Annotated in this window: 8 protein-coding genes; 2 read left to right on the top strand and 6 right to left on the bottom strand. The window is 34.7% G+C overall.

The window, feature by feature from the left end; translation table 11 throughout:
• Positions 1 to 56: 56 nt before the first annotated feature.
• Complete coding sequence (locus SJY43_RS10295; RefSeq protein ID WP_396600653.1) at positions 57 to 1,655, bottom strand: RagB/SusD family nutrient uptake outer membrane protein; 1,599 nt, start codon at positions 1,653 to 1,655, stop codon at positions 57 to 59.
• A 12-nt stretch (positions 1,656 to 1,667) separates the two neighbouring features.
• On the bottom strand, positions 1,668 to 4,733 hold the full coding sequence (locus SJY43_RS10290) for a SusC/RagA family TonB-linked outer membrane protein (RefSeq protein ID WP_396600652.1): 3,066 nt from the start codon (positions 4,731 to 4,733) through the stop codon (positions 1,668 to 1,670).
• Between the two features lie 411 nt (positions 4,734 to 5,144).
• Between SJY43_RS10290 and SJY43_RS10285 the strand changes: the two genes are divergently transcribed.
• Together SJY43_RS10285 and SJY43_RS10280 are read left to right on the top strand one after the other, a co-directional pair.
• Positions 5,145 to 6,314: a hypothetical protein gene (locus SJY43_RS10285; RefSeq protein WP_396600651.1), complete on the top strand. Its 1,170-nt coding sequence runs from the start codon at positions 5,145 to 5,147 to the stop codon at positions 6,312 to 6,314.
• A gap of 46 nt (positions 6,315 to 6,360) precedes the next feature.
• On the top strand, positions 6,361 to 7,215 hold the full coding sequence (locus SJY43_RS10280) for a hypothetical protein (RefSeq protein WP_396600650.1): 855 nt from the start codon (positions 6,361 to 6,363) through the stop codon (positions 7,213 to 7,215).
• Between the two features lie 99 nt (positions 7,216 to 7,314).
• On the opposite strand, the gene SJY43_RS10275 is transcribed toward SJY43_RS10280, so the two are convergent.
• The 4 genes from SJY43_RS10275 to SJY43_RS10260 all read right to left on the bottom strand — a co-directional run bounded on the left by SJY43_RS10275 (position 7,315) and on the right by SJY43_RS10260 (position 14,553).
• Entirely contained in the window at positions 7,315 to 10,290 is a 2,976-nt protein-coding gene (locus SJY43_RS10275; protein WP_396600649.1) for a glycoside hydrolase family 2 protein, read from the bottom strand.
• A gap of 6 nt (positions 10,291 to 10,296) precedes the next feature.
• The gene (locus SJY43_RS10270; RefSeq protein WP_396600648.1) at positions 10,297 to 11,976 is read right to left on the bottom strand and encodes a GH39 family glycosyl hydrolase; all 1,680 of its coding nucleotides are present in this window, start codon (positions 11,974 to 11,976) and stop codon (positions 10,297 to 10,299) included.
• A 202-nt stretch (positions 11,977 to 12,178) separates the two neighbouring features.
• The gene (locus tag SJY43_RS10265; RefSeq protein WP_396600647.1) at positions 12,179 to 12,934 is read right to left on the bottom strand and encodes a DUF1080 domain-containing protein; all 756 of its coding nucleotides are present in this window, start codon (positions 12,932 to 12,934) and stop codon (positions 12,179 to 12,181) included.
• 26 nt (positions 12,935 to 12,960) lie between these two features.
• A complete protein-coding gene (locus SJY43_RS10260; RefSeq protein ID WP_396600646.1) occupies positions 12,961 to 14,553 on the bottom strand; it encodes a sulfatase in 1,593 nt (530 codons plus the stop codon).
• Positions 14,554 to 14,571 lie beyond the last annotated feature (18 nt).

Below are 14,571 nucleotides of genomic sequence, written 5' to 3'. Positions count from 1 at the left end.
AAAGACCAGAATAAAATTATTCTGGTCTTTTAAAACTAAACTAATTTAAAAAAATACTATCTATAACCATTGTTTGTTGGGTCGGACTCCAACAAAGCTGGATTATTTATTAATTCTTGTAATGGAATTGGTAATAAAACATGCCAAGATTCTATATTCGCTGCAGGTGTCCAGAAACGATATTCTATATCTTCCATAACATCAAACAAGATACCCCATCTAATTAAATCGTATCTTCTTGTTGCTTCGCCAGCTAACTCCCATTTACGCTCATCATAGATAGCTTCTCTAAAGGCTTGTTGAGAAAGACCATTAATTGCTTCAGCTTCTCCTACAGTAGCAAAAGCACGCTCTCTTATCTCTCTAATATATCCATAAGCAGTAGTTGGGTCACCTCCTGGGCGCTCATTTTCGCACTCTGCAGCCATTAAATGAACATCCGCCATACGGAAAACCAATCTATTATCAGAGTGATTAAAACGTGGTGATGTTTCTAAATCTAAATTCATAAACTTTGGCATATAGGTATGATTTAATTGAATACCTTCGTACATATCATTAACGTTTAACGGTCTTCGCAAATCATTCATTGGAAACTTCTCAGCAAAGTCTTTTGATGCTATTTGTAAGCCCGTACCATTAAAAGATTCTCCATTAGCAGCTAAAGCATCCTTTAAAGGTTCTAAATCAGCTGCATTGGCTGGCTCATCTCTTAAACGCGGGTTAAACATACTTGGTCTCCAGTTTCCGTTAGAATCCCTTGCAAAACTAGGTAAATTACCTTCAGCATCTTGAACGCCAATCTCGAACTGCCCTATAATATCTTTAGCAAAATCTAAAGACCAAATAATTTCTGAATTATACTCGTTATTAGGATCAAATACCTCAGCATAAGTTGGTAATAATGAATGCGGTGATTGATTAATGATTTCTAAACATTTATCCAATCCGGCTTGCCAATTTTGAGCTTTCATATGAATTTTAGCTTCAATTATAGCAGCCGCCCATTTTGAAGCTCTTCCAGCATCATCACCAGTATATTCATCTTTTAAATTTGCTTGCGCAAATTCTAGATCATCTAAAATTCCTGCTAGTATGGTAGCTTTAGGGGTTCTTCCTAAAACACTAATTTCTTCAAGAGTAAGAATCTCTGTATAATAAGGTGCATCTCCCCAAAGGTTGGTAATATGCCAATAGCATAATGCTCTTACAAACCTTGCATCTGCAACAAAATCCGTCCGAACTTCCGGTAAAATATTCTCATTATCTGCAATGGCATCAATTAAAATATTTGCGTTTAATATCACTCTATACAAATCTTTCCACGTATCAGATACACTCATTTTTTGAGTTGAGACATCGGCTGAGGCTTCAGTAAGGGAATAGTTCCCCATTGGCTCAAAGAAACCCGCCGAACGGTTAGGTTCTATAATATCGGCACCGTTATCATAAAATACATCTAGTCCAACTTGTCCGTAAATGGAATTATTCTTTAAAATGGCATAATATCCAGTTATATAAGCATTGGCTTCAGTTGCTGTCGTTAAAAATGTATCTGGAGAGATAAGTGCTCTCGGTTCTTCTTCTAAAAATTCCTCACAAGCAAAACATGAGAAAATCACGAAGACGTATAAAAAAATATTCTTTGTTTTCATATCTATTTTTTTTTAAAATGTTAAGTTAAGTCCAAGTGTTACAACACGTGGATTAGGATACGATCCATTGTGATAACCTTGGGCAATATTACCTAAACCAGTTCTTCCAAATCTACTAGCTTCAGGGTCTATTAATCTAAAATTAGAGAATAATAATAAATTATTTCCTGAAAAATAAACCGTAGCGTTTTTAATACCATCTAACCCCATTTTATCAACAGGAAGATTATAGGCTAATCTTAATGTTTTAAGACGGATATGAGAACCATCTTCAACGTATTCAGAGTTAGGCGGTGTACCTGTTACAGTATCCTGTCCAGCTCTTGGAATATCCGATGTTTCATTAACACCTTCTATCCAACGGTCCGCTATATCAGCATATTTAGTAGTTTCACCACGGTTAAAATAATTATTACGCATGGTTAAATTAAACACTTCGTTACCTGTGGTTCCTTGAAAGTAAAATGATAAATCCCAATTCTTGTAAGAAAAACTGTTTTCAAATCCAAAAATTAAATCTGGAGTTGGATCTCCTAGTACCACATAATCGTCTTGTGAAATTCTACCGTCTGGCACACCATTTGGTCCACTTATGTCTTCAAATCTAGCACCTCCCACAACTGCATTATCAAGAAAACCTGAATCATCAATTTCTTGTTGACTCTTCCATGTTCCTAAATAATTAGCACCTGTATATACAGGAACAGACTCTCCAACAATTAAACGTGTATTACCAGAACCTAAAATCTCATCGACTACAACATCTTGAGATTGTGCTCCACCTAAATCTAATACTTTGTTTCTATTAGCAGATAATGTTACCGTAGAGTTCCAGTTAAAGTTTGCATTACTAATATTAGTAGAATTAATGAGTAATTCCCAACCTTTATTTTCTAAAGATCCAATATTTTGCAATTGACTTGTAAATCCAGTTTGTCTAGGAATAGTTACATCCAATAATAAATCTTCTGTTTTCTTATAGTAATAATTTAGCTCTGTAAAAACTTTTCCACCAAAAAGAGATGCTTCTAAAGCAATATCAAAAGAACTTGTTGTTTCCCATTTTAAATTTGGGTTTGCTGGTCTTCCTACTGTTAAACCAATTAGTTCATTACCACCCAAAGATGTATTTGCTTCTGTTAGAAGACCAAATGTTCTGTAAGCCTCAATGGCTTGGTTACCTGATTTACCCCAACTCGCTCTTAATTTTAAATCTTGAAACATATTTTGGTTAGCCATAAATGACTCTTCTGTAATTTTCCAGGCACCTGCTATAGAAGGATAAAACTCATATTTATTACCCGGAGCAAAACGAGAACTACCATCAGTTCTCCCTACTAAAGTAAGCAGATACTTATCCTTAAAAGCATAGTTTAACCTTCCGAAAAAAGAAGCTATTTGAAATCCTTCATAATCACTAGTAATTACAGACCTAGCTGGATCAGAAAAACCTAAATTGTTAAAACCTGCAGCATCACTAAAAATACCTAACCCTTCTTCAAAAGATTCCTCTATTGATACTTTTTGAAAAGAAGCACCAGCAAGCGCTGTTACACTATGATTTTCATCAATATCTTTTTGGTATTGAATCGTATTTTCATTATTCCAACCAGTACTTGCTATTGTTTCTATGCTAGCAAAACCTCCATTAAATACATCTATTGCAAGATTACCTGGTGATTGACTAGAATTAAATCTATTTTGCTTAGTATTATTAAATTCTGGACTAAATGTTGAACGAATAGTCAAATTTGGTAACGGACTATACTCTAAATAAGCTGTTGCTAACAAATTATTACTAAACGTCTCATTTGTATTTTGCTCTAAAGCAGCTAAAGGATTATTAAAAGGCGCTCCTACAACATCATTAAACCCATTATAGGTTCCATCGTCATTAAAAAGAGGTTGTGTGGGAAGTGTACCAAATGCAGTACCAAAACCAACAACACCATTATCTTGTTTTATTCTAGAATAGTTTATTCTAAATCCAGCCTTTACTTTGTCACTTAATGTATAGTCTAAATTTGATCTAAAAATAAACTTTTCAATACCAGAACTCTTGATAATACCTTCTTGATTAAAATAGCTCAAAGAGTTGTAGTAGTTAAGGTTTTCTGTAGATCCCGAAATAGAGACATCTGCACTATGAATAGGTGCAGTACGCATTATTAAGTCATAATAATCGATATCAGGATAGGTTGATGGATCGTTTGGAAATGGCTCTGTAACCCCTCTAAATCGAGCACTTTCGTTGGTAAACTCTATTTGCTCCCTCTGAGAAAGCATGTCTGGTAGTTCTGGAACAGTTTGTAAACTTGTGTAAAGGTTTACACTTACCTCTGGTTTGCCTGTTCCGGCTCCTTTACCATTTTTTGTAGTTACTAATACTACACCATTGGCTCCTCTAGACCCATAAATAGCAATAGATGAAGCATCCTTCAAAATCTCAATCGATTTGATATCATTAGAATTGATGTTGTTTAAGTTGAAGTTAGTTCCAACAACAATACCATCAATAACCCAAAGTGGCTCATTACTTCCTGTAATGGAGTTACCACCCCTTACTCTTATAACAGTACCAGCACCAGGCATACCACTAACCTGTGTTACCTGTACACCGGAAGCTCTACCTTGTAAAGCTTGATCTACCCTAGATACTGGAACCGCAGTAATATCTTCCGAACTTACGGAGGACACAGATCCTGTTAAATCAGATTTACGTTGTGTCCCATACCCAATAATAACTACCTCATCAAGTTTGTTATCTTCTTCAAGAGATACATTAATTCGAGTTTGGTTTCCCACCAATATCTCTTTGGTGGAATAGCCAATGTAAGAAATAGATAGTGTATTTTGAGCACCTGCATTAATAGTAAAGTTACCATCAAAATCTGTAGTTGTACCTGTAGGTGTTCCTTTTACAATAACAGTCGCCCCAGGTAATGGTTGACCATCTGCTGTTACGGTACCTGATACCGTTTGTGCGTTTGTCATTGCCATACAAGACAACGCCAAAATTGCACACATCCAAGCTTTCCGTAATTCCGAAAGCATTTTTAATGTTTTTTTTAATTTCATAAAGTTTTAGTTGATTTATTATTAGTTTCCTAAAATATTTCTTAAATTTTTATGGAGTATCCTGCAGTACCTGTTATGCTCTGTGCTGTAATTTCAATGTACTTGCTAGGTTTTAACTTAAAAATTAGATAAAAAATCATATTTTTTGAGATTGATTTTTTTAATAATAAGTAAGAAAACACACAAAAAACTTAATATTTTAAAAAGCTTCACATGTATTAATAGACAATTTATTTTTACAACAGGACAGTACGGGTTACTTTACTAAACTCTAGATGTTACTTTTAAAAAAGATAATTACAATCCAAATTGCCAAAATAAAAACTCGCATGTTGTAAATTTGATCTGATGAAAAAAAACAAACTTATTTTTAATATTTTAATCGTTCTACTATTTAACAGTACTATCCTAATGGCACAGGGAAAAGACTTAAGTGTACCAATTATTGACAAAACTGTAATTTTTGAAGAACAAAATGGAATTGTTGCTATTGAGGCAGAATTTTTCCATAAACAAACTATAACCGATACAAGAAAATGGTACAGAACATCAAAACATGAGATGGTTACCGTTGGAAGAGATGATGACAATAACCATTGGGTTGGCACCAGTAATAATACATACATAGAAATCTTACCAGATAGTCGCGTTACGCATTCTGACAAATTGATTAGAGGAGAAAACTTTACTAATGAACCAGGTAAAATGGCAATTCTACACTATCAAGTAAAAATTAATTCACCTGGACGTTATTTCGTTTGGGTAAGAGCTTTTAGTACTGGAGGAGAAGACAATGGCCTCCATGTTGGGCTAAATGGTGAATGGCCAGAACATGGACAAAAAATGCAATGGTGTAAAGGAAAAAACCAATGGACTTGGGAAAGTAAACAAAGAACAAAAGAAGAACATTGCGGTATTCCGCACGCTATTTATTTAGATATTAATAAAGCAGGCGTACACAATGTTCAATTTAGTATGCGTGAAGATGGTTTTGAATTTGATAAATTTATTTTAACAAAAGACGTGAATTACGTACCTACAGATAAAGGCCCACAAATATTAGCGAATAGAAATTTACCAGAATCATTTAACCCCAAAAAATCATATTTTTCAACTATTTCAAAAACTAGAACAGATAATAAATATATAGCTGCTCAAGATTTTCCAATAGAAGGCACAAATTTCTATAAAAACGGAAAAAATTGGTTGGCAATAAACCCAGAAAAGTATAAACAAGCTGAAACAAGTACTATTTTTAATTTTAAAAGTGGACGATATGATATTGTTTTTGTAGGCGTTGGAGAAAATGATGGTAATTCTAATTTTAAAGTATTTATAAATCAGAAAAAAATTGGAGAATATAATCCACCTCTAACAGACAGTTTATTTGAGGAAGGCAAAAAATATAATGCCTTATGGAAACGGGTAAAAATAAAGAAAGGAGATAAAATCACAGTAACTGGAAAAGTTGCTACCGATGGTAATGAATGGACACGCGCACGTTGGGCAGGGATTATATTTGCACCTTGTGGTAAAGGAAAAGATATTCAGGATGCGCCCTCTTCTTATTCTCAAAACTAGCATAACGCATTAAACCAAATAAATACATTTAAACTTTTAAATTAAAATGAAATACAAAACCTTATTAATAATACTAACTTTCTTTTTAATATCAATATCAGCTTTTGCTCAAAAAACGAGTCCGCCTCCAGGACGTATTGCTATTGTTGCTGACGGCAATTCTCCAGATCCAGATGACTTAGGAGGAACTGCTATAAGTATTGCTTTATTGCGTGCTTCTGGTCTTGAAGATAGATTAGTACACTACTCTCATAGTTGCGACTTGGTTAGAGATGATCGTATTTCTGAGAAAGCTGAAAAAGAACGCCACCATTTAATGCAAGTTGCTTGTGATATGACTGCAAGACGCTGGGGTGGATTTGAAAACCTAACGTTTTATGATGCTATTTGGCAAAAAGAAGAAACTATTAATGATTTAGCTTGGGCAATAAATGCATCAACCAAAAAAGATCCCTTATGGATTATTGAAGCAGGAGAACCTGATATTATTGGTATGGCTTTAAAAAAGACGCCTAAAGCGAAACACAAATTCGTTAAAGTGGTAACACACCATCCTGCCAATGATAATGCTGGCGATTTTTATTCTTGGCAGCAAATTCTAGACTTTGGTATTGATGAGGTTCGTATTCCAGACCAAAACATTAATTTAAAATTGAATATAGAAAAATGGGATTGGGCAAAAAATCATACCGACCCAAGAATACGATTAATATGGACCATTGGAAACATTGCCGAAGTGGACAATATCGTAAAATTTCAAAAAGGAAAATGGGATTGTTCTGATGCTGGCATGGTGTTATATTGGATTACTGGAGCTAATGTAAATGATGGTTTAGAAGCTGGAAGTCTTGAGGTTGTTAAAACTCTTATAGAAGATTATGTAAAAAATAATCCAAAATAAAAACTACATAAATCAATTAAACATAAAAAAGGATGATAAAATGGCTTTATCATCCTTTTTTTTAATACTCTAATACCATTTAGTTATATGGCACTACTATTAATACTTCTTACCAATTACGGTATACATTCTACAATCTGAAGGCGCATCGCCATCGCTATTACCGGCCATAATTATACTTTCGCCGGCTTCTGCTACTCGATGGAAGACTGACATTGTTATGTCTCCAACTTTTATATTATCACCATTATCCTTATAATCTCTTAACAGGAATTCTGGTCTTGGTACCGTATCATCATGTAATACATAAATGTGCATTTTAACACCAGCGATGAATTGTAGTTGATCTCTTGCCCAATATCTATTATCAGAATTTGGTATTCTTACATATTCTGCACCGTTAACATACTTAGGAAGATGGGTATAGTTATGTTCCAAATCTGTATAAGCTTTTTTACCCCAATGCATATTGGTCCTTAACATGGCTTTACCGTCTCCCGTATAACTAAACTTCTTAAATAACTCACTTCTATTCTTTATTCCAGGCACATATTCTGGAATTTCTGGAGTATGCGCTGGTATAGGTTCTTCTGTTAAAACATTTTCATACACTTGTGGTAGCTGGGTTATTAATCCGTTTTCTAAGTCAACAGGATTAGAAGTAAGTTCTATATGATCTGATTTTAAACCTGACTGTATTGCCGTGATTTTTACAGTTCCTGACTCCAATAATGATTTTACCGCTACACGGTTAATTCCAGCTTCTATATCTAAATATAAATTATTCGTTGAATTTGGCTTTCCACTATTATAACCTCCACGCCAAATACCAGGTCCTTCAATAGTAAAATCTACACGACCCTTTGCTAACGGACATCTTTTTCCGTTAGCATCAACCACCTCAACATCAATTAATGCAACGTCTGATCCATCGGCTTGCCATCCTTTTGGTCCTGTAATTGGTGTTAATTTTAATGCCACAGGTTTTCCTGATGTTTCTTTTATTTGAGATACTTTTAGTTCGTTATTAATAAAACCTTCAGCTTTAATTTCTCCTGCTTCCCATGCAACATTTTTAAACTGATATACATAACCATCTTTTGGTGTAATATTTTCTCCTATAACTTTTCCGTTAACATATAACTTTACACCTGCTGTATTTGAAATTACAAAGATGTCTTTTTTAATCCCTACTTCGTAATTCCAATGGCCTATAATGTGTAGCTGTGGCTCTGGTCTCCACATGGCTTTTAAGGCGTAAAAAGCTTCTTTTGGTAAACGTACTGCATCTACTTCACCACTTGCTCTGGTGACTTCAGTAGGACAACGCCCTCCATGTGGCCCATCAGAAAAAACCCAGTTTGCTCCACCAACATGAAATGCTTTTTTTCCCATTTTGTTCCACCAATGGTAGGCTTGTTTTACGGCAAATTGTTCGGAGTTTAATTTATAGGTATTCTTATCAAGGTTCGGATGACTATAAAAATTATCATCAGGCGATTGTTTATCCCAAATACGTCTAGGTGCTTCTTCTCGATTATATTCACTTTCAACAACTGGTAAATCTGGGTATTCACGTTCCCATCCTTCCGTACCGATTTCAATAGACACATAGCCTTCAGAATCATTTTTAACATCTGCTCTTCTGTTACCCATAAGGCGTTTTCCATTGGGGTCGAATGTATTTATGATATCTAAAATTTCTTGATAATGTGCTTCAGTTTCAGCCCAGTTACCGCCTTCCCAAATAAAAATTGAAGGATGATTACGGTAATACACAATCATATCTTTAAAGGCTTTTATACGAATGTCCCAAGTTTCACCTTCATCTTGAGATTCGCCACTTACACCTGGCATTAGCGTAACAAAACCATATTTATCGCCCATAGCAATTTCTGCTGGCGACCCAGCACAATGTCCCCAACGAATAAAATTACCTCCAGCCTCATCCATAAGTTGATACGTATAATCGCGTAACCAATCTGGCAAGGCTGCGCCTAATCCGGCCCAAGAATTGGTTGGCTTTTGCCCCCAACCATGTAATTTGGCATACTCGCCATTATTATGAAATCCAGAATCTTTATTGAAATCGAAACTTCTAATTCCTAAAGGTGTTTTGTATGAATCTACAGCTTTACCGTCAACTTTTAAAACGGTTTCTACGTTGTACATATATGGATGGCGTGTGTACCAACGGTTAGGATTTGAAACACTTGTTGTTGCCGAAAACGTATATTTTTCACCTGCTTCAATACTTTTTTCTGAAGATGTAGTGGAAACCACTTTACCGTCATTATCCACAATTTTAGCTTCATATACCACGTTTTTAGCTTCAGGGTATTCGTTTTGAACCTCAGCGTTTATAGTAACATCGGCATTTTCTGCGGTAATATTTTCAGCATAAACATAGGTGCCAGTTGTTTCTAAATTATCGTAAAGCGGCAATGTGATATGAAGTGGTTCCATAACATGAAGAAATACATTTCTGTAAATTCCACCATGGTTTGGATGCCAATGCTCATGATGCCATACTAAAGGAAAATTGTCTCTAAAATGATCGCCGCGGTCGTTATTCACTTTTACAGCTAGAACATTATCTTCTCCAAATTTAAGATACGGTGTTAAATCGAAACCAAAAGGAATAAAACCGGTTTGATTTTGCCCAATATGCTTTCCGTTAATATATACATCGGCTATTTGACGTACGGACTCAAACTCAATAAAAACTTTTTTGCCAGAATCTTCTTGCGGTAATTTAAAATGTTTACGGTACCAAACTGTACCTCTCCAATGGTTATCTTCCCCATCATGGTGTCCATGACTTAAATCGTCAAACGTATCAATATCATTAAAGGTATGCGGGCAACTTATAGTTTCCCAAGAATCGTCCTTAAAACCTAAGTTTTGCGCATTTTCTGGGTTTTGCTTAATAAATTTCCAATCTAAATTAAAGTTATACTTAGTTCGTGTTTCTTCTGGAATATGGGTTAAATCGTCTTTCTTACTATTACAAGAAAAAACGCCAGTTCCAATTAAACACAAAAATATGACGTGTATTATTTTTATTCTATTCATTTCTGTTTACTGAGGTATTAATTCTATAAGTTTAACACTATGTGGTTTTAAATCTACTTTTAAAGTTAATTTTCCTTCATGTTTTTTCACTATGGAATCTGCAACGGTTTTTGGTAATTTAGCCATTTGAGTATACTTTGTTAAATTAGCACTAAGTACATCTTTCCAACCATCTTCAAAGCGATCTGAAGGTCTATTACCATAAATACGACCATTACTTTTTTCGCCAACACCCGCTGCTCTAACATCTTTATAAAGTTCATGCATCATAACACCGTTAGTTTTATCAATGGTCCATTCATTCATTTTCCAGTTAGTTCCTCCAGTAATCATCCCGCCTTCTAATTGCGGATATAGCGTTCTTGTTGAAGTACTAGTGCGAGTTGTATTATGATTGTAAATCAATAAATAAACAACATCGCCTTTTAAAACTGGAATGATACCAGCATGTCCAGTAATATTATCAATAGTTTCTAGTCTATTTCCTCCTTCCATTTTTAAAAACATTTCTGTTACATTTCTCCTGCCTTGAGGTAAGGTGCTAGACTCTATTTCTTGCCCCCAATCATAAATTTCGGTTATTCTATAATCATAAGCCAAATCGGCAATTGTAGCATACCAACTTGCTCCAAACTCGGTAGCATCGGATAAACTCAACCCTCGTGTAGCGTTTTCATCTCGCAGAATTCCAAATTCTTGAATATCAAATGGAATGTTACTAAACTGTGGGTAACTATTCAATTTAGTTCTATATTCTTGGACGGTGTTTGGCAGTTTTATAGTGTTTTGATCAATTTTCTCATAGTAAGAAATACAGAAAAAATCCATTTGTGTCCCTTTTTCTCCAGTAGCATAGTTTGTACCATTAGCACAATGATCTATTATTTCTGTAGTATATGTAGCCACGCCTTCTGACAAATTATTTCCAGGACCAATAATGGCATCTGGAATTACTTTTAATACCTCATCTACAGTAATGTCGTAATGTTTAAAAAATTCTTCTTTAGTGCCATTCCAATGCTGTGGTGTATAATTAGGTTCTGTGCCTACTCTAAAGCGCCATGTTTTAACTTCATTCATACCAAACTCATCAATCAATGTTTGCAAGAAAGCATTGATGTATTGCCTCCAAATATTATAATCATCCGGTGGATTGGTATTACCATAAGTATTCACTTCTGTTATGGCATTCATTTCCCAAGGCACATTATCTAATACAATACGCGGTTTAAAGCCTGTTTGCATAAAATTACGCATATCTTTAATTAAACCACTAAAATCAGTTATGATATTTCCTGAACCATCAACACCTTTATAAAAATCATTTTTATTATCCGTTCTACCTCCCAGTACACGTACCATATTATAGCTTTTAACGTAGGGCTTAATAAAATTTAACCCAGATGTGAAACCAGAACTACTAAACCTAGTTTGATTTATCATTGGTCTTGTTGACCAAAAGTTATACAATTCACCAACTACTGCACCTGTATTTATGCTTACCACTTTATCTGGTTCTACAACTACAGGAACAAATGGGGCTTCGGGCTCTTCGGGCTCATCTGGTTCTGGATTTTCAAAAATCTTTTCTTCTAAATCTTCAGATTTTGAACATGTAAACAAAACAACACTAAGCGAAAGAAAAAAAACAAGGCTTAATATTCGATTCAAATAAAGTAATTTCATGAGCTTTTTTTTGTAAAACAAAATTATAAAAAAAAGCTACTAAATGTGTCCTGTACACTCATGATTCGAAGTATTAACTACATCTTATTAAGGCATAAAAAAATTCTAATTTTATGCGTAGAGCTATAAATTATTGAAGGAATAAATTTGTAAATTTATTTTTTAAACTTGAACTCCTTTTTAGATGCAAACTATCATTTATTTATAGATGTTTTAATCTAATATTTCTGTATTCTATTTTCATGGGAGGGCCAACATGAACTTGAACACCAATATAACCTTTTTTAGACCTATTGATTTCATCTAAATCTGTTACTTCACTAAACAAAACACCGTTGATGTAATGCTGCATTTTATTATCCTTTACTAGAATATGTACTTCATTCCAATCATTAGATTTGATATTTAATTTTAGCTTAGAACTAACTTTTGCTTCTTCTAAATCTCTAGACTGCCAGCAGTTTCGCTTTATATTTTTACGAATGTTACTTTTAGGTATGCTATCAGGCATTTGTGGAATAATTACAGTTTCTCCTATATATGCTAATGTTGTTCGTTTTTTCTCTTCGTAGTTCTGCCCGGTATATTTATTTTCACCATCAATATCACATTGATAGCCTTTTAATGCAAAAGGTTTGTTTTCAATTATTTCACTTCTATAGTTGATACCGCTATTTCCAAATGCTGAAACCTTGTATTCTAATTTTAACTCAAAATTTTCAGGTTGTTCTTTTTCATAAATAATAAAAGAGTTTTGTTTTAAAATAGTTTCTGGTGTTACCTCTCCTGTAAGTATACCATTTTCAACACGCCAATAGGTTGAATCTCCTCGCCATCCGTCTAAATCTTTACCGTTAAATATTGATTGAAATAGATGTTTGCTTTCTATGGGTACTTTTTTGTTTTTACATGATGAAAAACATAAACTAACAAGAAAAAAATAGAGTATTGTACGCATAATTTTTGTTTATTTTGATGACCTTTTTAATCTAAAGTAACTTTACTACCCCACCACGTAGCGTTTGGCTGAAATTCTTTTGATAACATTTCGATACGCTGATTTTCAAGTGATGAGCATTTTTTATTTACAGTGTTTAAATATCTTTCTTTGGCTTTTTCTGAATCAAATTTAGGATCTTTTTTAGGGTACTTCGCTTCTACGTCTTTAAGCCAAGACATAAGTTGGTCTGAAAGTGTTTTTGCAAGTTTGGCATGTTGAGAAACCACATTTAACGTGTCGTTTTCAGATGAAGGTAGCCTAAACAATTCTTCTCGCCCATCTTCCCAATAATGGATGAGTTTCCAACCTTCTTTTTGAATGATAGAAGCAGGTTCCCCACCTTGATTTCCGTAATGCGGATAATGCCAATATAAAGGTCTATTTATTTCAAGATTATTGCCTTCTAACAAAGGTTTTAAACTTATACCATCTTTGTGTTGCTTTGGTTTTAAAGGTACATTAGCTAAATCTAATAATGTAGGATAAAAATCGGTATTAATTACCGGGAATTCAGTTTTTGAACCTGCATGTTTTAACCATGGTACTTTTATAAAATACGGTTCGCGAATACCACCTTCCCATTGGTAGCCTTTACCGCCTCGTAACGGTAAATTACTGGTAGAATAATGGTCTCCCGAAGCTACACCACCATTATCGGAGGTAAAAACAACTATGGTATTTTCATCCAATCCGTTATCTTTTAATGCTTTTAAAACCACACCTACAGCGTCATCCATAGTTTCTACCAAACCACCGTAAATGGGATTGTCTTGAACTTGACGAATGGGTAGCACGCGCTCCATGGTATAACCAGACTTTGCCACCTCTAAACTATCTGCTTTTTTACGGTATTTTGTCCACTTGGCTTCGGTGGTTTGAATTGGGGCATGCACAGCGTAAAATGATAAAAATGCAAAGAATGTAGAGTCTTTATTTTGTTTGATAAAATCTGCAGTTTCTTGGGCTAAACGCATGGTAAGGTTTTCGCCTTTTTGTTTGTTTTTTAATTTGGGATTATTGAATGGTGAAAAGAAACCACCTGGTGGGCCGCCACGATGAAATCCACCTTTATTAATATCGAAACCATGATCTTCGGGGTACGCCCCTTTACCGCCTAAATGCCATTTTCCTGCAAAAAAGGTTTTGTAACCATTGCTTTTAAAAGCTTCGGCAAGGGTGATATCGGCTTTTGGTAATGCCTGAAGATAATGAGCTGGCAATAATTTATCGTGGCGGTTTCTGGTGCGCCACGCTTCTCCTGTTTTTGCGCCTATCCAGTCTGTAATGCCGTGGCGCGCGGTAAATTTACCTGTCATGATACTGGCTCTAGACGGACTACACACCCGACTTGCCGCATAACCTTGTGTAAACATCATGCCTTCATTTGCCAATTTATCTACGTTTGGGGTTTCGTAAAATGTGCTTCCCGTAACACCTAAATCGTGGTAGCCTAAATCATCTACTAGAATGAATAAAATATTGGGTTTAGGATGTTCTATATGAGCTTTTTCGTTGTTTTGGCAACCTAAAACAAATGCTATAATAAAACCATACAGTATTAATTTTAAGGTATGCATTGATATACTTTTAGTTAG

The sequence above is a fragment of the Algibacter sp. R77976 genome (genome assembly GCF_044594645.1).
GTDB lineage: Bacteria > Bacteroidota > Bacteroidia > Flavobacteriales > Flavobacteriaceae > Algibacter_B.
The sequence above is the reverse complement of the archived record's forward strand: the minus strand, read 5'-3'. Positions and strand labels throughout refer to the sequence as shown.

Excerpts from the sequence above, each read along its gene's own strand:
- SJY43_RS10295 (WP_396600653.1), bottom strand. The coding sequence starts at position 1,655 with ATGAAAACAAAGAATATTTTTTTATACGTCTTCGTGATTTTCTCATGT.
- SJY43_RS10265 (WP_396600647.1), bottom strand. The coding sequence starts at position 12,934 with ATGCGTACAATACTCTATTTTTTTCTTGTTAGTTTATGTTTTTCATCA.
- SJY43_RS10275 (WP_396600649.1), bottom strand. The coding sequence starts at position 10,290 with ATGAATAGAATAAAAATAATACACGTCATATTTTTGTGTTTAATTGGA.
- SJY43_RS10260 (WP_396600646.1), bottom strand. The coding sequence starts at position 14,553 with ATGCATACCTTAAAATTAATACTGTATGGTTTTATTATAGCATTTGTT.
- SJY43_RS10270 (WP_396600648.1), bottom strand. The coding sequence starts at position 11,976 with ATGAAATTACTTTATTTGAATCGAATATTAAGCCTTGTTTTTTTTCTT.
- SJY43_RS10280 (WP_396600650.1), top strand. The coding sequence starts at position 6,361 with ATGAAATACAAAACCTTATTAATAATACTAACTTTCTTTTTAATATCA.
- SJY43_RS10290 (WP_396600652.1), bottom strand. The coding sequence starts at position 4,733 with ATGAAATTAAAAAAAACATTAAAAATGCTTTCGGAATTACGGAAAGCT.
- SJY43_RS10285 (WP_396600651.1), top strand. The coding sequence starts at position 5,145 with ATGGCACAGGGAAAAGACTTAAGTGTACCAATTATTGACAAAACTGTA.